This window comes from Ruegeria sp. AM1, assembly GCF_056540745.1.
Map to the genome: position 1 here is coordinate 554,747 of NZ_JBQFXH010000001.1, position 19,447 is coordinate 574,193.

The window sequence follows — 19,447 nt, forward strand, 5'->3', positions numbered from 1 at the left end:
TGTGTTGCTCATCAGGGGTTTGCGTTTGGCCTTTTAGCCCCTAGATGGCTATTCTAGGCGCAGCAAAGGATCAAAGCCATGTTTGAAACGCGCACGCAAGTGACCCCGGTGGACCCGGTTTGGGACCGCATCACATCCGAAGCCTTGGCGGCGGTTGAGAAAGAGCCGCTGATGGGCGGGCTGGTACATGCCTGTATCCTGCACCACCGCAGCCTGGAACGTGCTTTGTCCTATAGGGTTGCGGCGAAGCTGTGTTCAAATGAAATGTCGATGATGGTCCTGCGTGAAATCGTGGACGAGGCCTATACCGATGACAAAAGCCTGCTGGAAGCCGCACGTGCCGATCTGATGGCTGTGTATGAACGCGATCCGGCATGCCACCGGTTGCTGCAGCCGATTCTCTATTTCAAGGGCTATCAGGCGATGCAGGCCTATCGCGTGGCACATTGGCTGTGGCGCAAGGGACGGTATGATCTTGCCTATTTCTTCCAGATGCGGTCTTCCGAAATTTTCGGGATCGATATCCACCCGGCGGCGAAGATCGGCAAAGGCATTATGATCGACCACGCGCATTCCATTGTGATCGGTGAAACTGCAGTGGTAGGCGATAACGTTTCGATGTTGCATTCGGTCACGCTGGGCGGAACCGGTAAAGAAGAAGAGCAGCGTCACCCCACCATCGGAAACGGTGTTCTGATCGGCGCGGGCGCCAAGGTTCTGGGCAATATCGAGGTCGGCCACTGCAGTCGTATCGCGGCGGGGTCTGTTGTTCTGCAAGAGGTGCCGGCCTGCAAGACCGTAGCAGGTATCCCGGCTAAGATCGTCGGTGAAGCCGGATGCGATCAGCCGTCGATTTCGATGGATCATATGCTGGGCAAAGACCAGTAGCCTCTTACAGTACTTCTCGGATCGAACGCTCACCTGCCAAAAGCGCGGCGCTGTCGCGGTAAAGGTCAGCGATGCGTTCGATCACCCTGCGTAAGGCTGGGCGATGGCGATCATCGTCATGCATGACGAGGTACACGGTTTCCGTAAGCTCGTCTATGGCGGGCCCGGCGCGGGACAAGCTGCTGTCGCAGTCGCCGACGAAACAGGGCATGACGCCTTTTCCGGCACCAGATCTAATCAACTGATGAACGGTTGAGACCGAGCTCGCCATCACCCGGATCGCATTGCCCTGCGACAGGACCCAATGCGCCGAGGGATGTTTGGCAGATGCCTGATCCAGACCCACCCATTCCAGCGCCTCGGGTCGGGCGATGCTGCGGCTGCAATAGGGGGCGAAGCAGATGGTTCCCAGCTTGCGCGATGCAAGAATGCCTCCGTCGGCGGGCCTGTTGCGAATGCCCAGATCGGTTTCACGATGGGCGATATCCAGCACGGATTCGGTGGTAACAAAGTTCAGTCGAAAGGTATCGCCGGGTTTGCTGAGGCGGGCGTAGTTGTCGGCCAGAAAACCTGCGGTTCCGGTGCCGCTCGACAGGCGTATCACGGCGGTTTCGGTCCGGTCCGATAGTATCTCCTGTACCGGATAGGCCGCCGCTTGCATCGCGCGGACACGGGCCAACAGTTCGGAGCCGGTCCGGGTCAACGCGTACCCGGTCTGCGAGCGGTGAAACAAAACATGCCCGGTCTGATGTTCCAATGACAGAATGCGCCGCCCCAGTGTTGGTGCGCTGACCCCGGTGCGCCGCGCGGCTGCGCTGAGGCCGCCCGTCTCGGCAACATGTAAGAATAGGTGTAGATCGTCCCAGCTAATGTTTTTCAAAAGTGAAATGCCCGTTGCAGTTAATGGCGCAGATATCACCATTTAGGCGCGATACCTTGTCAGAGTCAAAAAAGAGGAGGCTTTCTAATGTCCCCAATTTTAGCTCTGCCGCCGAAAAAGCCATTATCAGAAGAAGAGTATTATGATCTTGGAGAAGGCTACGCGGTTTTGTGTTTGGTCTCGCGCTTGCTCGCGCAGATCAGGTCGATGTTGCGCGTTAAGAGGTCTGATCGCGCGTTTGCGGGTGAGTAGGCGTATCGACACTGTAATTTAGGTCGTTTGAGCCATAATGAAAAAGCCCCGAACGCGCGGGCGTCGGGGCTTTTGTAAGTAATGGCGGGTCGCGCTGTGATCAGGCCAGCATGACCATCGGGTTTTCCAGATTGTCCACGATGGCTTGCAGCAATTGTGCGCCCAGAGCACCGTCGATCACGCGATGGTCGACCGACATGGTCACAGACATCACGGTGGCGACAGTCAGCTCTCCGTCTTCGCCGACAACTGGTTTTTTCTGGCCGGTTCCAACGGCAAGGATACCCGCATGAGGTGGGTTCACGATGGCGTCGAAATTGTCGATGCCGAACATGCCGAGGTTCGAGATTGCAAAGGTGCCGCCCTGATATTCATGCGGGGCCAGCTTGCGGTCGCGGGCGCGGGCGGCGAGGTCTTTCATCTCGGTCGACAGTGCGGACAGTGATTTGGTGTCGGCGTCCTGCAGGACCGGCGTGAACAGCCCGCCTTCGATGGCGACGGCCACGGCCACGTCCGAGGGGTTCAGTTGCAACACCCGATCGCCTGCCCAGACGGCGTTGCATTCGGGCACTTGTTGCAGCGCATTGGCGACGGCCTTGATGATGAAGTCGTTGACGCTGAGTTTGACACCGCGGGCGTCGAGTTGCTTGTTCAACTGGCTGCGGAACTTGAGCAGCGCGTCGAGCTTAATATCGCGGCGCAGGTAGAAATGCGGGATGGTCTGTTTCGCCTCTGCAAGGCGCGCCGCAATCGTTTTGCGCATACCGTCGAGTTGGATTTCCTCGTAGTCGCGACCTTCATACATCCGCGCAACCATATCTGCCGATGGGCCTGTCAGTGCGGCAGCTGCTGGTGCTGCGGTGGGTGCAGATGCGGCGGCTGGTGTGGGTGCGGTGGCGGTTGCCCCTTCGACATCGGCTTTGACGATGCGGCCATGGGGGCCCGAGCCTGCAATCTGCGCCAGATCGAGACCTTTTTGCGCGGCAATGCGGCGGGCCAGTGGAGAGGCGAATATACGACCGCCATCGGCCTTGGCAGGTGCCGCCGGGCCAGGGGCGGGCGCCTCGGATGCCGCTGGCGCGGCGACCTCGTTGCCCGCGGCGGCTGGTGCTGCCTCAGGCGCCTTGGCAGGTGTGGCCGCGATATCATCGGCGCTTTCGCCATCTTCCAGCAGAACCGCGATGGCGGTGTTCACCTTCACGCCTTCGGTGCCCTCGGCAATCAGAATCTTGCCAACGGTGCCCTCGTCAACGGCCTCGAATTCCATCGTGGCCTTGTCGGTCTCGATCTCGGCCAGAAGGTCGCCGGAGGAGACGGCGTCGCCCTCTTTCACAAGCCATTTTGCAAGCGTGCCTTCCTCCATCGTGGGGGACAGGGCGGGCATCAGGATTTCGGTGGGCATCTCAGCGCTCCTCAATCAGAGTAATTTGGTCAAAGGGCGCCCTTGGGCGCCCGGTGCCACGCGCGAGGGTCGCAATCGCGGCTTCGATTTTATCTGTGTTCTCGGCCATCCAGACATAGGCGGTCTGGTGGGAGGGGCGCGCGCCGATCAGCCGCATGTCTGCGGCCAGCCGTTCGGGCACAAGCGCGGCGACCGTGCGGTTGTCGAGCAAAATCTCGACACGGTAGCATTCGGTTGCTGGATCGCGGCCCCTGATCTCCATTACCGGTAGGTCACCTGTTTGACGGCTGCGATCACTTCGTCGGTGGTCACAAGTGCCAGCTTTTCCAGGTTCGCGGCGTAGGGCATTGGCACGTCCTTACCCGTCAGATTGATGACAGGCGCATCGAGATAGTCGAACGCTTCCTGCATCACGACCGAGCTGATGTAGCTGCCGACTGAGCCCTGCGGCCAGCCCTCTTCTACGGTGACCAGACGGTTGGTTTTCATCACCGAGTTGATGATTGCACCCGTGTCCATCGGGCGGATGGTGCGCAGGTCGATGACCTCGGCGCTAATGCCCTCTTCGGCCAGTTTGTCGGCGGCTTCCAGCGCGAACTGCATGCCGATGCCGAAGCTGACGATAGTCACATCCGAGCCTTCGCGCCAGATGCGGGCCTTGCCCAGTGGCACGGTCAGATCGTCGACCTGTGGTACGTCAAAGCTGCGACCGTAGAGGATTTCGTTCTCAAGGAACACAACCGGGTTCGGGTCGCGAATGGCCGATTTCAGCAGGCCTTTGGCATCGGCTGCGGAATAGGGCATGACCACTTTGAGGCCGGGCACCTGCATATACCAGGCGGCATAGTCTTGGCTGTGCTGCGCCCCTACACGCGCCGCCGCACCGTTGGGGCCGCGGAACACTATGGGACAACCCATCTGACCGCCCGACATATACAACGTCTTAGCAGCGGAGTTGATGATCTGGTCGATCGCCTGCATCGCGAAGTTGAAAGTCATGAATTCGACAATCGGTTTCAGACCGCCAAAGGCCGAGCCGACGGCGATGCCAGCAAAGCCATGTTCGGTGATCGGGGTATCGATCACGCGCTTGGACCCAAACTCATCCAGCAGACCCTGCGAGATTTTGTAAGCGCCCTGATACTCGGCGACTTCTTCGCCCATCAGAAAGACGTCTTCGCTGCTGCGCATCTCTTCAGCCATCGCGTCACGGAGCGCTTCGCGGACGGTTTCGGATTTCATTTCCGCATCTGCGGGCCAGTCTGGTGACAAGTCGACCACAGGAGCTGCAGGCGCGCTTGCGGCAGGAGCGGGAGCCTCAACCGCCGCTGGGGCGGCCTCGGCTACCGCTGCGGCTGCGGGGGCAGCCGCGGGCAAGGCGGTGGCATCTTCGCCTTCTTCAACGAGGATCGCGATGGGGGTGTTTACTTTGACGCCCTCTGTTCCTTCCGCGATCAGAATCTTGCCAACGATGCCTTCATCGACCGCTTCGAACTCCATTGTCGCTTTGTCGGTTTCGATCTCGGCCATGATATCGCCCGAGGATACGGTGTCGCCTTCCTTGACCAGCCATTTGGCCAATGTGCCCTCTTCCATCGTGGGCGACAGTGCGGGCATGAGAATTTCGGTTGCCATGTCTAATCGTCCTCTCAGGCGTAAATGTCGGTCCAGAGCTCGTCCAGCGACGGCTCGGGGCTTTCTTTCGAGAATTCGGCGGCCTGATTGACGATCTCTTTGATCTCTTTGTCGATCGCTTTCAGGTCATCCTCGGTCGCATGTTTGCCGCCCAGAAGCAGCTCGCGCACATGTTCGATCGGGTCGCTTTGTTCGCGAACCTTCTGTACCTCTTCGCGGGTGCGATATTTGGCCGGGTCCGACATCGAGTGGCCGCGATAGCGGTAGGTTTTGATTTCCAGTATATACGGCCCCTTGCCCGCGCGGCAGTGGGCAACGGCTTTTTCTCCGGCCTCTTTGACGGCCAGAACGTCCATGCCGTTGACCATTTCGCCGGGGATCCCAAACGCCTGGCCGCGGTGATAAATGTCAGGGGAAGATGTCGAGCGCGCCTGCGCCGTGCCCATAGCGTACTGGTTGTTCTCGATCACGAAAACCACGGGGAGGTCCCACAGGGCGGCCATGTTGAAGGTCTCATAGACCTGCCCTTGGTTGGCGGCGCCGTCCCCGAAATAGGTAAAGGTGACACGACCGTTTTCCTTGTATTTGTCCGCAAAGGCCAGACCCGCACCCAGCGGCACCTGCGCACCGACGATGCCGTGGCCACCGTAGAAGTTCTTTTCCTTCGAGAACATGTGCATCGAGCCGCCTTTGCCCTTGGACAACCCGCCCTCGCGCCCCGTCAGTTCGGCCATCACGCCGCCGGGATCCATGCCACAAGCCAGCATATGCCCGTGATCGCGATACGAGGTGATGCGCTTGTCGCCATCTTCGGCAGCTGCTTCGAGACCGACAACAACCGCCTCTTGGCCGATATAGAGATGGCAGAAACCTCCGATCAGACCCATGCCATAGAGTTGACCGGCCTTTTCCTCGAATCGACGGATCAGCAACATCTCGCGGTAATAGAGTTTCAGCTCATCCGCCGAAACATTTGGTTTCTTTGTGCTTTTTCGCGCGGCCATCGTGGCGATCTCCCCTTCTCGGCAAGATAGTTTAGCATTAAACTATCTTGTAAAGCATTTGGGGCAATCTGGCGAGTGCTAATGTGACGCAAGGACCGAACCGTCATATGCCGGCGTGGTGACAAAGGTTTTTCAAACGATGTCCTAAAGGGGCAGGTGTCGCGATCTTGGGAGTTAGCGGATGACGATTTCATCCGCGCGGATCATCCCAAGCACCGAACGGGCCTGTTGATCCAGCAGATCGAGGTCAAGATAGGTGTCGGAGAGGCGGCGGGTCAGATTTTCCATCTTGGCGATTTCAGAGTTCAGCCCGGCCAGATCGCGGGTCAGGGCATCCCGTTCCGCTGCAATCTCGACCCGGCGAAAAAGGCCATAGTCGCCCTGAACGGCTGCAAAGGTGAAATAGACACCCAGCATGAAGGATACTGTAAAGAAAACAACTGCGCCCAAACCGGGCCGATTGGAACGGGACACTCTGTTTACCGCCGTATGAACTCTGCCTCAAAACGTGCCCTTTTCGGGCATCTGAAAACACTATGTCACAGGTGATTCGGGATGTGAATCCCTGAAATTGCAAAAAGTTAGTGTGTGAGTCGAAAATAAGAAGCGCCCCGCCGAGGGGGGCGCTGTGATCCGGCGTTAATCTGCCAGCGCTGCAACGCCGGGCAGGGTTTTGCCTTCCATCCACTCAAGGAACGCGCCGCCAGCGGTCGAGATGTAAGAGAAATCCGCAGCCGCGCCCGAGGCGTTAAGCGCTGCGACCGTATCACCGCCACCGGCGACCGAGATCAGTTGATCATCACGGGTCAGCTGCGCTGCTTTCAGGGCAGCTGCGTTGGTGGCGGCATCAAACGGATTCAGTTCGAACGCACCCAGCGGGCCGTTCCAGATAAGGGTCTGGCTCTGCTCGAAAACTTCGGTAATTGCGGCCACACTGTCGGGGCCCGCGTCAAGGATCATGCCGTCATCGGGGCAGTGATCGACGGGCAGGACCTGATGCGGGGCGTCGGCCTTGAACTCTTTGGCCACCACGATGTCACGGGGCAGGATGATTTTGCAGCCCGCGCCATCTGCTTTGGCCAAAATCTCGGATGCGGTGTCGGTCATGGCGTGTTCGGCCAGTGAGCTGCCGACAGTCTTACCTTGTGCCAGCAGGAAAGTATTGGCCATGCCGCCACCGATCACCAGATAGTCGACCTTCTCGATCAGGTTGCCCAGTAGGTCCAGCTTGGTCGAGACCTTGGCCCCCCCCACAACAGCCGTCACCGGACGCTTGGGTGAGCCCAGGGCGTTTTCCAGCGCGCTCAACTCGGTCTGCATCAGGCGACCGGCGCAGGCGGGCAGAAGATGCGCCAAAGCCTCGGTTGAGCTGTGGGCTCGGTGGGCTGCCGAGAACGCGTCGTTGCAGTAGACATCGCCCAGCTTGGCCATGCCTTTGGCAAGATCAACGCTGTTCTTGGTCTCTTCGGCGTGGAAGCGGGTGTTTTCCAGCAGCAGCACTTCGCCATCTGCCAATGCTGCGGCGGCGGTTTCGGCCGCATATCCTACGCAGTCGTCTGCAAAGCGGACCGCGGTGCCAAACGCCGCCTCCAGCGCCGGGATCAGCTGCTTTAGCGACAGGTTCGGGCGCGGCTCGCCACCGGGGCGACCGAAATGGGCCAAAAGGATCGGCCGCCCCCCCGCGGCGAGGATGTCGCGCACGGTTGGAACGATCCGCTGAATGCGCGTGTCATCGGTGACTTTGCCATCAGCGACCGGCACATTAATGTCCACACGCACCAAGACGCGTTTGCCGTTCAGCTCCATGTCATCCAGTGATTTCCAGCCCATCGCGCAGCCCTCGTGATTTTGAACAGGTTTAGGCGGTTCTTTTCCTGCATTTTGCCCTCAGGTCAATGCGTCACTTGGCATTCGTGCGCATGGCGAATAGGTATTTGCCCAAGACTAAACGACAGGAGGGCCAGATGGCCGAGATCAAAGATCCCGAAAACACAATCATCATCGAGCTGAAGGATGGCAATGTCACCATCGAGCTGCTGCCAGACGTGGCGCCTCAGCACTCGGCCCGGATGAAGGAACTGGCCCGCGGCGGTGAATATGACAACGTGGCTTTTCACCGGGTGATCGACGGTTTCATGGCGCAGACCGGCGACGTGCAGCATGGCGACATGGAAGACGGGTTCAACCCGCGCATGGCGGGCACCGGCGGGTCGTCGCTGCCGAATGTCCCGGCTGAGTTTTCGAAACTGCCGCATGACCGGGGCACGCTGGGTGCGGCGCGGTCGCAGAACCCGGACTCGGCCAACTCGCAGTTCTTCATCAACTTCAAGGACAACCATTTCCTGAACGGTCAGTACACCGTTTATGGCCGCGTCATCGACGGGATGGAGCATGTGGATGCAATTGTACGTGGCGAGCCGCCTGCGAGCCCCGACCGCATGATCAGCGTCAAGGTGGCCGCCGATGTATAAGCTGGCAGCCGCATTTGCCCTGATGGCCAGCCCTGCGCTGGCCACCGGCCTGCAGATCGAGGTCGAAGGAGAGGGCGCCAACGGGACGATCACCATCGACCTGCTGGACGACGTCGCACCCAAACATGTCGAACAGATTTCAACTCTGGCGGCTGAGGGCAAATATGATGGCGTGGTATTCCACCGCGTGATCGAAGGGTTCATGGCCCAGACCGGTGACGTGGAACATGGTCGCCTGGGCGGGGATATGCGTCGCGCCGGGACCGGTGGTTCTGATCGTCCTGACCTGCCGGCCGAGTTCTCGGACATCACCTTTGATCGTGGTGTCGTTGGCATGGCGCGGGCGCAGGACCCCAACAGTGCCAACTCGCAATTCTTTATCATGTTTGAGCCCGGTCCGTTTCTGGACGGTCAGTACACAGTTGTCGGCAAGGTGACCGAAGGCATGGACGTGGTTGACGCCATCAAGCGTGGCGCGGGTCAGAATGGCTCAGTTGTGGGTCAGCCCGACGTTATGAAAACGGTCACCGTTGTAGAGTGACCGATCAGACCAGCGCCCTGGCGGCGCTGGTCTTTCCCCTTCCGAAAATGCTGGTTCAGCTGGTCTGTTTGGGCGCGTGTCGCCTGTGTGGAGACAGCGCGCGCCTGATCCGTGCCAGCAGGCCCTGTTCGTTGATATGCCGCTTATACGCGCGATAGGATGGGGCCTTGGACAGGCAGCGCTCTTCGTGCCAGGCCCGGAAAGTGTAGATGGCGTTGACGCCAAGCAGGGCGATGCAATTTGCGATGCCGGTCCAGAAATCAACCGCGATGAACGGGATTGAGATCAACCACCAGGTGATGTTCTTGCTGATGTAGGACGGGTGCTTGCTGATGTTGTATGGAAAGTCGCAGGCCAGACCGCGATAGGTCAGGTTTGAAAACCGGATGCCCATCCGCGCGGCGGTTAGGCAGTAGATCGCCAGGAAAAACAGGATCGTGCTGCCCCACATGACGTAGAGCACCGGATAGTCCCACAGCCAGTTGCCCCAGGCAAAGCCATCTTCGGCATAGTTGAAATAGTTCCGCGACAAGAGCTGCCAGAACGGTGCGTAGCAGATGATGCAGACCAGCCACCCGCTGACGGTGGCTTCGGTCCACCGGATTTGCGAGGTCAGCAGTCGGGTCGCCGTTGCGTATCCGATCACAACGATTGTCAGGTCGAAAAAGAACGCAAAGCGGTACAGGTACTCGTAGGTCTGCGCAAAGCTCTCAGCGCTCCACAGTGACCGCGACTGCAGGAATGACCAGTCATAGACCAGATAGCAGAACATCAGCGGCAGGAAATATCCTTTGATGCCAAGGCCAAGCAAATGGACCTTGAGCGCATGGGCATTGGTGGATTGGCGGCCAAGGCTCAGCACAACCTGTCCCAGGTGCCACATGCCATCGCGCGGGTGGCGCATCGAGAAATGCACGGCGGTTACGGTCAGCAGCACGATAGGCAGGATCAGCCACCAATAGTCGGCCAGAAGCGAGAAAAACGGTTGATACCAGTCACCTCGATACAGGTCGACTGAGAAATAGAACAGCGCCAACAAGGCAAAACTGGCGGCCAGACCGACAAGTTTGATCTGGAAATCCAGAATGTATCTGGGGTCAGCGAAGTTCCGGGGCCTGTAGACCAGCCCGCTGCCGGGGCGCTGATGGGTCCGGGCGACGAAAATCTCGGACAAGGCCAGCAGCGCAAAGATGCACAAGGCAAAGAGGACGGTCTGATCGCGATCCGAAACCTCCGGCATGGCGGGCCAGAGATAATGAATGGTCGGCACCGCAGCCACGGCGATGAGGCCGGTTGTGGCTGGGATCGCGGAGGCGGGGCGTCTGAAACGGGGGCGGGAACTCATGAACTTACTCTCTTGCTCACGCGACGGGATTGTCATGGCTTGGTTCGCAATATCAACCTGTCCGCGCTTGAATGTGTCTTTTTTATCTTTGCTGTGTATTGTTGCGTTCAGCCTAGCCGAAATGCTGACCTGTCGGCAAAACGTGTTTTCCAGACAAGAACGCCGCCCGATGGGCGGCGTCTGTTGGCAAGTGGGGCCGCGATCAGTCGTCGGGTGACATAACCTTCCAGATCAGCGCGCCAATGGCACCGCCGATCAGCGGCGCAACCCAGAACAGCCAGAGCTGTGCCAGCGCAGGGCCATCCGCAAATAGCGCCACTCCGGTCGAGCGGGCCGGGTTCACCGACGTATTTGTCACCGGGATCGAGATCAGGTGGATCAATGTCAGCCCCAACCCGATGGCAATCGGTGCAAGCCGGACGGGGGCTTGTTCAGATGTGGCGCCCAATATGATCACAAGGAAGAACGCGGTCATGACGATCTCGATCACCAAGGCCGACATCATTGAATAGCCTTGAGGTGAGGCATCGCCATAGCCGTTTGACGCAAAGCTGCCCACGCCGGTGAAATCGGGTGCGCCGCTGACGATCAGATACAGGACCGCGGCGGCGGCAATGGCTCCGATCACCTGCGCGATCCAATAGGGCAGCAACTGGCTGGCGGGAAACCGCCCGCCGATCATCAGGCCCAGACTGACCGCAGGGTTGAAATGACCGCCCGAGATATGGCCGACCGCAAATGCCATGGTCAGAACTGTCAGGCCAAACGCCAACGACACGCCCAGCCACCCAATGCCGACATCCGCGACGCCAGCAGCCAGAACAGCGCTGCCACAGCCCCCGAGAACCAGCCAGAAAGTGCCAAAGAATTCGGCCAAAAGCTTTGATGACATGAATAACCCTCCGAAAAACAATGGAGTTCAGTTTAGTCAAAAAAGATATTTTGTGAAACTGACCCGTCCGGGCCGACGATCTGGCGGCGAAAGCTGAAATTAAAAACGCCGCAGGCGGGGACCTGCGGCGCTTTGCCTTGAGAAGATCGGCTGTGGCTTACTGGCTGACTTCTGCCGCCGGGTTCGCACCCGATTTGCCACTGCGCCCGGGGTTTAGAGGGTCGTCCTGACGCTGGACCGAACCCTCGAAATGCGCACCGCTTTCGATCGCGATGGTCTTGTGAATGATGTCGCCTTCGACGCGCGCCGTTGAGGTCAGACGGACCTTGAGACCACGCACGCGGCCCACGATACGACCATTTACCACAACGTCATCGGCAGTCACTTCGCCCTTGATCGTGGCGGTTTCGCCGATGGTCAACAGGTGCGCACGGATGTCGCCTTCGACCGTGCCTTCAACCTGAATGTCACCAGTGGTCTTGATGTTGCCGGTGATGTGCAGGTCTGATGACAGGACTGATGCCGGTGGCTTTGGCTTCGGCGCGGTGCTGGCCTTGGTCTCGGTAGGTGCAGGGGCCGCCGGAGTCGCCGGAGCAGCAGGTTTCGCTGCCTCAGTATCCTTGGATGCGGGCTCGTTGATTTTGCTCTTAGAAAACATTTCTCGCAGCCTTGATGTAAGTCATTGGGTTCACCGGCTTTCCGTTCACGCGCACCTCATAGTGCAAATGCGTGCCGGTCGACCGTCCGGTGCTACCCATATCAGCAATATGATCGCCACGCGAGACCCTTTGACCGACCTTTACAAGGATCTTGGTGTTATGAGCGTAAAGTGTCTCAATTCCGAAGGCGTGTTTGATTTTTACAAGCCGGCCAAAGCCGGATTGCCAGCCCGCATGGGAGACGACTCCATCGGCGGTTGCAAAGATATCCGTCCCGGTCGGCCCGGCAAAATCAGCGCCATTGTGCATGCGGCGCCCGCCGGTTTTAGGGTCGCGACGGGTGCCGAAACCGCTGGTATAGCGCACAGCGGCGCGTACGGGGCTGGCAAAGGGCGCCTTTTCGGCGGCAATGCGATAGAGGTTCAGCTGGTCCATCTGCTGCAGCAGTATATTGGCACGCGCTTCGTCGGCAGAGATATCTGCCTCTTCACCGCGCGTGCTGAACGATAAAGGGGTCAGCGGACCGCCCATACCGCTATATCCGCGACGGACTTCGTCAATAATGCGATCTGTCGGCATGCCCGCCTGACGGAACATTTTGTCTAGCGGCTCGACCGAGATCACCATGGCTTCTTCGAGCTGTCGGAAAATCTCATCATTGCGTTCCTGCATCAGCCGGATCTCAAGCTCTAGCTCGTCCCGCTGGTTGAGGGCGTCCTCTGCGTTAGTCGCGATCTCGTCGCGTTCCAGCGCAGTGCGGGCCAATGCATCAGTCATAAAGGCCAATTGCGCGGGATTTGCCGAGGCCATCATGTATGTCTGGTCACCGTCTGTTTGTTGTTGCAGCTCGGCGAGCTTATGACGGGCCTCTTCGCGCTGTTTCATAGTGGCGCGTAGGGTCGTTTGGATCACTTCGATCCCAGTTTCCAACTCGCGGCGGCGATTTTCAGATTTCAGCAATTCGGATTGCATCGCCGAAATCTGATCCAATGCTGCGTTGAAACGATCATGAGCGGCCAGCGCCTCTTCGGCGCGAGCATCGCGTTCGGCGGACAGGATGTTCAGACGTTCCTGATAGGTGGCCTGATCCCGTTTTGCCTGATCGCGGAAATTACCTGATCCGATGCTGTCCATCAGCAGGATCGCGGTGGCGACCGCTGTCCAGCCCACCATGACAGCGACACCGGCAACGGCCACGATCTGAGTTTCAGAACTCAGCCGGATGAATTTAGTGTCAGTGTCAGACTTCAGAAAAACCCGGCGTTCCGGAAAGTGCCGCTCGAGCAGTGAGTGCAGTTTAATTGCGAGACGTGTTCTCACGCGTCTTACCTCTCATCCCCTGATCGGGACCGGTCGTGAGTGGTGCCTCGCCGTCCCTTGGGCCGTTTGAATAAAGGCCGTGTTGCTTTTGAGCAAGTTTGTTAACGAAACAAGCGGCAGAGAACGGGAATAACCGCACGACATCGGCGAGAATTTGCCGATAAGGCAGTGTGTCATCCGTCTTTCACAACCCCGGGTGGTGGCAGGTCTTCTGTCAGTGGCCAATAGAAATCGGGCGGCAAACCTGCCTCAGCCCGTTTTTCTTCGTTGAAGGGCGGTTTCAGGACGCCGTGGAAATAGCGGCGCACAAGCTGGTGGAACACATCCTTTGGGTCCGCGTTCTCGCGCCCGCACAGAAAGTGGAACCATTTTGAGCCATAGGCGACATGGCCGACCTCTTCGGCATAGATGACCTCAAGCGCGGCGACGGCGTCGTCTGCCTTGGCCTTGCGGAAAATGTCGATCATGCCGGGCGTCACGTCCAGGCCGCGCGCCTCAAGCACCATGGGCACCACGGCCAGACGGCCCATCAGGTCTGTGGCGGTGTCCTCGGCTGCGCGCCACATGCCGGCATGGGCGGGCAGGGCGCCATAGTGGCTGCCCATCTGTTCAAGGCAGGCGCAGACCATTTCGAAATGGCGCGATTCCTCTTCGGCGCATTTAACCCAGTCGTCATAGAAGCCGATTGGCATGGGCACATGGCCGAACCGGGCGATTATGTCCCAATGCAGGTCAACCGCGTTCAGCTCGATATGTGCCACGGCATGCAACAGGGCGATGCGCCCGGCTTCGGACCCTGGGCGTCGTCGCGGTACATCGCGTGGTGACAGCAACTCAGGGCGATCGGGGCGCGCCGGGTTCAACGGCGGCGTTGCGGTGCCCACCTCGATCGGCGCCGCTTCACCTTTGCGCGCTGCGAACCACGCCGCGGCGTATTGCTGAGACAGGGCAGTCTTGGCTTTGCCATCTGCCGTGGTCAGAACCTCGGTCGCCATCTGGGTCAGGGTTTGGGGCACGTGGATACTCCGCGTTTCTGGATTGCGCGGGTGATAGACCGGATGGCGCGCAGGGTCGAGGGGGACTACATTCCGCGGACGGTTTCGAGCACCTCGTCGACATGGCCAGGGACTTTGACCTTGCGCCAGAGGTGGGCAATCTTGCCTTCTGCATCGATGACAAAGGTCGATCGCTCGATTCCCATCGATTTGCGGCCATACATGTTCTTTTCGACCCAGACGCCGTAATCCTCGCACACGGTTGAGCCTTCGTCAGACAGCAAGGGCGTGGTCAGCCCGTGTTTGGCGATAAACTTGTCGTGTTTGGCAACGCTGTCGCGCGAGATACCAAAGACCTGTGCGCCGGCATCGGCAAAGGATTGTAGTTGCTCCGAGAAACCAATGGATTCCTTGGTGCAGCCCGGCGTATCATCGCGGGGGTAGAAAAACAAGACGACGATCCCCCCGCGCAGAGATGACAGGGTGACTTCATCACCACCATCTCGGGGCAGGGTGAAATCGGGGGCGATGTCTGAAACATTGGGCATTGGAAACTCCGGCAAAGGTTCTTAACTGATGCCCGGCATAATAGTGCGGTGTAGGCAGTTTGAAAGGCGTGGATAGCAAATTGATCCAGCAAGATCAGGAGGGTGACGCCGAGGCAGAGCAGCAGCCGCGCCGTCGGTCCCGCCGCCGCAGGCTTGGCCTGTGGACCTTGCGCGGAGTCTTTGTACTGGTCTTTCTGGCGCTGTTCACGGGGTTCATGGTTGTCGGGCAACGCCTGCATGCGCCGGTTTGGGTGAGAGATCGCATCGAAGCGCGCCTTGAGAATGCGTTGGGTGGGTTGCAGATTAAGTTCGGTGACGTCAGCTTTATCATTCACGAGGGGTGGCGACCGCGGTTGCGGCTGACGGATGTAGCGATCAGTGATGCGGCGGGTCAGCAGATCGCGCAGGTCTCGGATATGCGCGCAAGCCTTGCGATGCGACCCTTGCTGCGCGGACAGGTCAGACCCAAACGGATCATTTTGGATGGTGCCCAGATTGCACTCACACGGGGGCCGGACGGCGCGCTTTCGCTGGTTGTCGGCTCAGGTAGCACACCCCTGCAACAGGCCCCGAATCTGGCCGAACTGATCGAGGGGTCAGATCAAGTATTTCAGTCGCCGGCGCTGTCAGCGCTGACCTCGGTCGAACTGGACGCTATTACGCTGGACTATCGTGATCAGCGTCAGGAGCGGTCGTGGATTTTGGACGGTGGCCACATACAGGCGACGCGCAACGACAACGAAGTGCGGCTGGCCACTGGGTTCTCGGTGCTGGCTGGCCGTGATTATGTCAGCACGATTGAGGCCAACTATACCAGCGTGCTAGGAACCCCGGCGGCCAGCTTTGGTATCTCTATCTCGGATCTGCCGGCAGAGGATATTGCGGGTCAGAGCCCGGCACTGGCCTGGTTACAAGTGCTGAGAACACCTATTTCCGGTGCGCTGCGGGGTAGTATCGATGATAAGGGCGCGCTGGGGTCGGTTTTTGCCACGCTGAACCTTGGGGCAGGCGCGGTGCAACCAAACCCTGATATTCGACCGGTTCCGTTTGAATCTGCGCGCACCTATTTCACATATGATCCCAAACTGCAGGTTTTGGATTTTAATGAGGTCTCTGTCAGTTCGGCCTGGGGATCGGTGCAGGCCGATGGAAAGGCCTTTTTGCAAGGGGTCGAAAACGGCACGCTGGACAGTATGGCCGCGCAGTTCCGCATGACCGGCATAAAGGTGAACCCAGCCGATCTGTTTACCGAAACGCTGGAACTGAAACAGGCCGATCTGGACTTCCAGATGAAGCTGGCCCCGTTTCGCCTGCAATTGGGTGAGGTCACGATTGAGGATGGGGAAAACCGGCTGCGCGCCTCGGGGCAGTTGGTCGGTTTGGCAGAAGGATGGAGCGTCGATCTGAACGCGCACATCGATCAGATGGCGTCGGACGAGGTGCTGGCCTACTGGCCGCCCCGCCTTGCGCCCAAACCGCGCCTTTGGGTGACCGAGAACCTCTATCAGGGGGATATGTCCGATCTGGATTTTGCCCTGCGGCTGCGGCCCGGGTCCAAGCCGGATATCTATATGGATTTCGACTTTGAAAACGCCCGCGCCCGGTTTGCCAAAACACTGCCGCCGGTTCAGGGGGCCCAGGGGCAGGCGAGTCTGATTGACCGCCGTTTCACTGTGACCGCTCAGAAAGGCATCGTTGTCGCAGATGAGGGGGGTGCAGTCGATGCGGCGGGCACCTCGTTCATCATCCCCGACACCAGCATCAAGAAAACGACGCCCGGCATCGTGCGGATCCTTGCAAAAGGCAGCGTGACCGCGGCCCTGTCGCTGCTGGATCGTGATCCGCTGAAACTGATGACCAAGGCCGGGTTGCCTGTTGATGTGGCCGACGGTGAGGTTTCGTTGAACGGGACACTGTCGCTGCCGCTGAAGAAAAAGCTAAAGTTCGATGAAGCTCAGTTTCATTTTACTGGGGTACTCGGTGATCTGCAAAGCAGCCGACTGGTGCCGGGCTTTGATATCAGCGCCGAACGGCTGAACCTGACAGGTGACCAGACCGGGGTTTCAATTCAGGGCGACGGATTGTTTGGGGCGGTGCCGATCACGGCGCGTTGGCAGCAGCCTATCGGTGGCGACGAAGCGCAGCGCAGCACACTTACCGGGCAGATAGAGCTGTCGCCACGTCTGATGGATCAGCTGAACGCGGGACTGCCGCGCGGCTTCTTAAAGGGCGAGGGGACGGCCCAGATCACGCTTGGCATCGGGGCGGACTCACCGCCAAAGCTGTCGGCTCAATCAGATTTGCAAGGTGTTGCGCTGGCCATTCCGGAATTGGGCTGGCGAAAAGGCGCGGGCAGCACAGGCGATCTGACGGTTGAAGCCACGCTAGGGGATCAGCTGCGCGTGGATGCGCTAAAGCTCAGTGCCGCAGGGCTGAGAACCGCGGCTTCGATTTCCTTCCGCGAAGGTGGCGGATTGGATCGGGTTCAGTTCAGCTCGTTCGAGCTGGGCGATTGGCTTGCTGTTCCGGCCGAACTGATCGGTCGGGGGGCGGCTTTGCCGGATATTCGCGTCTTGGGCGGCGTGATGAATCTGGGCCGGGCGACCTTTGGAAGCGGTGGCAGTGGTGGCAGCGGCGCGGGACCGGGGCCAAAGCTTGATGTTCAATTGGACCGGCTACAGGTCACAGAAACCGTGGCGCTGACCGGAATGCGGGGAACATTTCAGACAACAGGCGGGCTGCAGGGTGGTTTTGGCGCACAGATCAACGGCGGGGCTGGGATCAACGGCCAGGTCGCGCCCAGCGGTTCACGTGCGGCTGTGACGCTGACATCGCAGGATGCCGGGGCGGTGTTGCGTTCTGCCGGGTTGCTGACGCAGGCCCGCGGCGGGGAGCTGCGGGTGCAGCTGGACCCGGTGGCCGAACCTGGCAACTATGATGTGAATGTCAAAATCAATAACACCCGGATTCAGGATGCGCCGGCCATGGCCGCCTTGCTGAACGCCATCAGCCTTGTTGGCCTGCTGGATGAGATGGCCGGGCAGGGGATTTATTTTGCTTCGATCGACAGTCAGATGCGGATAACCCCGACCGAGGTCAAAGTGCTGAGCGGCAGCGCGGTGGGCCCTTCGATGGGTCTGTCCTTTGACGGAACGATTGACACGGTTGCAAAGCGGCTGAACCTCAGAGGCGCGATTTCGCCGATCTATCTGGTCAACGCGATTGGCAGCGTGCTGACGCGCAAGGGCGAGGGGATATTCGCCTTCAACTACACGCTCAAGGGCCCGGTGGCGTCGCCACAAGTATCGGTCAATCCGCTGTCCGGGCTTGCGCCTTTGTTCCTGCGCGACCTGATGCGCGCGCCGCGCCCCACCGTCAGCAATGGCCCAAATGCGCGGACGCCCGCGCCCGATACGCCGCCGCCTGCTCAGGTTAGGCGTGGCGAAGATCGTTGAAATCGGGCGGTGGCCGAATCTGTCCGGGCGATGTAAGGCGCGGCCATGAGACTCAGCGATTTTGATTTTGACCTTCCCGACGACCTGATCGCCACGCGGCCCGCCAGCCCGCGCTCGTCCGCGCGCCTGCTGGTGGCGCAGGGGGATGTGATCAGCGACGACCGGGTCAGTGACTTACAGGGCTGGCTGCGCCCGGGGGATCGTCTGGTTCTTAACGACACACAGGTGATCCCGGCGCGGCTAAGTGGCCGCCGCTACCGCGACAGCGCCCAGGGCCGGGTGTCTGCGGCGATTGAGGCAACGCTGCTCGACCCGCAACCCGACGGGACTTGGGTGGCACTGATCAAACCGCTCAAAAAAGTCAAACCCGGGGAAGAGATCGTCTTTTCAGACCAGCTGAGCGCAACACTGGCTGGGGTCGAGGACGGGCAGGCGCGTCTGCGGTTCAATCTGAGTGGCGAGGATTTCGACGCGGCGCTTGAGCAGGCAGGCGCGATGCCCCTGCCACCTTATATCGCGGCGAAACGACCGGCGGATGAGCAGGACAAAATCGACTATCAAACGGTCTGGGCCCGTAACGCAGGGGCCGTTGCTGCACCTACCGCGTCGTTGCATTTCGACGAGGCGTTGTTGCAGGCGCTGACACGGCGCGGTGTCACGTTTACGCATGTCACATTGCATGTCGGGGCCGGGACATTTCTGCCGGTCAAGGTCGAGGACGTGACCACCCACAAAATGCATGCCGAATGGGGGTGCGTCAGCGCGCAGGCGGCGGATGAAATCCGCGCGACCAAAGCGCAGGGCGGCCGGGTCATTCCAGTCGGTACCACTGCGCTGCGCCTGATCGAGAGTGCCGCGCGCGGCGGCAGCATCGCGCCGTGGGAGGGTGAGACCGACATCTTCATCTATCCGGGGTTCAGGTTTCAGGTCACTGACGCGCTGATGACCAATTTCCACCTGCCGAAATCCACTCTGTTGATGCTGGTTTCGGCGCTGATGGGGCAGGACCGGGTGAAGGCGATCTATGCCCATGCGGTTGCACAGAAATACCGGTTCTTTTCCTATGGCGATGCGTCGCTTTTGATCCCGTAAGGGCCGTGTTTTCCGGATCGCGTCATGACAATGTCGTAGACAAGCGCGACCAGAGCGTCTTTTGATCG

Annotated in this window: 18 protein-coding genes; 5 read left to right on the plus strand and 13 right to left on the minus strand. The window is 59.6% G+C overall.

The window, feature by feature from the left end; genetic code table 11:
* The first annotated feature begins 78 nt into the window (after window positions 1–78).
* Window positions 79–888 carry a serine O-acetyltransferase gene (cysE, locus tag ACR0I7_RS02770; protein ID WP_480508198.1) on the plus strand — a complete coding sequence of 270 codons (810 nt, stop codon included), beginning with the start codon at window positions 79–81 and terminating at the stop codon, window positions 886–888.
* A 4-nt stretch (window positions 889–892) separates the two neighbouring features.
* Here the strand turns inward: cysE and ACR0I7_RS02775 are convergent, their stop codons facing one another.
* The 7 genes from ACR0I7_RS02775 to ACR0I7_RS02805 all read right to left on the minus strand — a co-directional run bounded on the left by ACR0I7_RS02775 (window position 893) and on the right by ACR0I7_RS02805 (window position 7,891).
* Window positions 893–1,768, minus strand: a complete 876-nt coding sequence (locus ACR0I7_RS02775) for a LysR family transcriptional regulator (protein ID WP_480508200.1) — start codon at window positions 1,766–1,768, stop codon at window positions 893–895.
* Between the two features lie 352 nt (window positions 1,769–2,120).
* Window positions 2,121–3,422 (minus strand): pyruvate dehydrogenase complex dihydrolipoamide acetyltransferase, encoded by a 1,302-nt coding sequence (locus tag ACR0I7_RS02780; protein WP_480508202.1) that lies wholly within the window; start codon window positions 3,420–3,422, stop codon window positions 2,121–2,123.
* Window position 3,423: 1 nt separating this feature from the next.
* On the minus strand, window positions 3,424–3,684 hold the full coding sequence (locus tag ACR0I7_RS02785) for a hypothetical protein (RefSeq protein WP_480508204.1): 261 nt from the start codon (window positions 3,682–3,684) through the stop codon (window positions 3,424–3,426).
* Window positions 3,684–5,057, minus strand: coding sequence for a pyruvate dehydrogenase complex E1 component subunit beta (locus ACR0I7_RS02790; RefSeq protein WP_480508206.1), 1,374 nt, complete (start codon window positions 5,055–5,057; stop codon window positions 3,684–3,686). The genes ACR0I7_RS02785 and ACR0I7_RS02790 overlap by 1 nt, the downstream gene beginning before the upstream one ends.
* 14 nt (window positions 5,058–5,071) lie before the next feature.
* Entirely contained in the window at window positions 5,072–6,061 is a 990-nt protein-coding gene (pdhA, locus tag ACR0I7_RS02795; RefSeq protein ID WP_480508208.1) for a pyruvate dehydrogenase (acetyl-transferring) E1 component subunit alpha, read from the minus strand.
* Window positions 6,062–6,235: 174 nt separating this feature from the next.
* Entirely contained in the window at window positions 6,236–6,535 is a 300-nt protein-coding gene (locus tag ACR0I7_RS02800; protein ID WP_480508210.1) for an FtsB family cell division protein, read from the minus strand.
* Window positions 6,536–6,700: 165 nt separating this feature from the next.
* The gene (locus tag ACR0I7_RS02805; protein WP_480508211.1) at window positions 6,701–7,891 is read right to left on the minus strand and encodes a phosphoglycerate kinase; all 1,191 of its coding nucleotides are present in this window, start codon (window positions 7,889–7,891) and stop codon (window positions 6,701–6,703) included.
* A gap of 134 nt (window positions 7,892–8,025) precedes the next feature.
* Between ACR0I7_RS02805 and ACR0I7_RS02810 the strand changes: the two genes are divergently transcribed.
* On the plus strand, window positions 8,026–8,532 hold the full coding sequence (locus ACR0I7_RS02810) for a peptidylprolyl isomerase (RefSeq protein ID WP_480508213.1): 507 nt from the start codon (window positions 8,026–8,028) through the stop codon (window positions 8,530–8,532).
* The gene (locus tag ACR0I7_RS02815; RefSeq protein ID WP_480508215.1) at window positions 8,525–9,073 is read left to right on the plus strand and encodes a peptidylprolyl isomerase; all 549 of its coding nucleotides are present in this window, start codon (window positions 8,525–8,527) and stop codon (window positions 9,071–9,073) included. Before ACR0I7_RS02810 ends, ACR0I7_RS02815 begins: the two co-directional genes overlap by 8 nt.
* A gap of 55 nt (window positions 9,074–9,128) precedes the next feature.
* On the opposite strand, the gene ACR0I7_RS02820 is transcribed toward ACR0I7_RS02815, so the two are convergent.
* The 6 genes from ACR0I7_RS02820 to ACR0I7_RS02845 form a co-directional block, all read right to left on the minus strand.
* Window positions 9,129–10,418 carry a hypothetical protein gene (locus ACR0I7_RS02820; protein WP_480508217.1) on the minus strand — a complete coding sequence of 430 codons (1,290 nt, stop codon included), beginning with the start codon at window positions 10,416–10,418 and terminating at the stop codon, window positions 9,129–9,131.
* Between the two features lie 202 nt (window positions 10,419–10,620).
* The gene (gene aqpZ, locus ACR0I7_RS02825) at window positions 10,621–11,310 is read right to left on the minus strand and encodes an aquaporin Z (protein WP_480508219.1); all 690 of its coding nucleotides are present in this window, start codon (window positions 11,308–11,310) and stop codon (window positions 10,621–10,623) included.
* 157 nt (window positions 11,311–11,467) lie between these two features.
* The gene (locus ACR0I7_RS02830) at window positions 11,468–11,968 is read right to left on the minus strand and encodes a bactofilin family protein (RefSeq protein ID WP_480508221.1); all 501 of its coding nucleotides are present in this window, start codon (window positions 11,966–11,968) and stop codon (window positions 11,468–11,470) included.
* Complete coding sequence (locus tag ACR0I7_RS02835) at window positions 11,958–13,289, minus strand: DUF5930 domain-containing protein (RefSeq protein WP_480508223.1); 1,332 nt, start codon at window positions 13,287–13,289, stop codon at window positions 11,958–11,960. Before ACR0I7_RS02835 ends, ACR0I7_RS02830 begins: the two co-directional genes overlap by 11 nt.
* Before the next feature lie 173 nt (window positions 13,290–13,462).
* On the minus strand, window positions 13,463–14,284 hold the full coding sequence (locus tag ACR0I7_RS02840; RefSeq protein WP_480509691.1) for a ferritin-like domain-containing protein: 822 nt from the start codon (window positions 14,282–14,284) through the stop codon (window positions 13,463–13,465).
* An 86-nt stretch (window positions 14,285–14,370) separates the two neighbouring features.
* Window positions 14,371–14,832, minus strand: coding sequence for a peroxiredoxin (locus tag ACR0I7_RS02845; protein ID WP_480508225.1), 462 nt, complete (start codon window positions 14,830–14,832; stop codon window positions 14,371–14,373).
* 68 nt (window positions 14,833–14,900) lie between these two features.
* On the opposite strand from ACR0I7_RS02845, the gene ACR0I7_RS02850 reads away from it, so the two are divergent.
* Both ACR0I7_RS02850 and queA read left to right on the plus strand, forming a co-directional pair.
* Entirely contained in the window at window positions 14,901–18,287 is a 3,387-nt protein-coding gene (locus tag ACR0I7_RS02850) for a YhdP family protein (protein ID WP_480508227.1), read from the plus strand.
* Between the two features lie 45 nt (window positions 18,288–18,332).
* The gene (gene queA, locus ACR0I7_RS02855; protein WP_480508229.1) at window positions 18,333–19,379 is read left to right on the plus strand and encodes a tRNA preQ1(34) S-adenosylmethionine ribosyltransferase-isomerase QueA; all 1,047 of its coding nucleotides are present in this window, start codon (window positions 18,333–18,335) and stop codon (window positions 19,377–19,379) included.
* Window positions 19,380–19,447 lie beyond the last annotated feature (68 nt).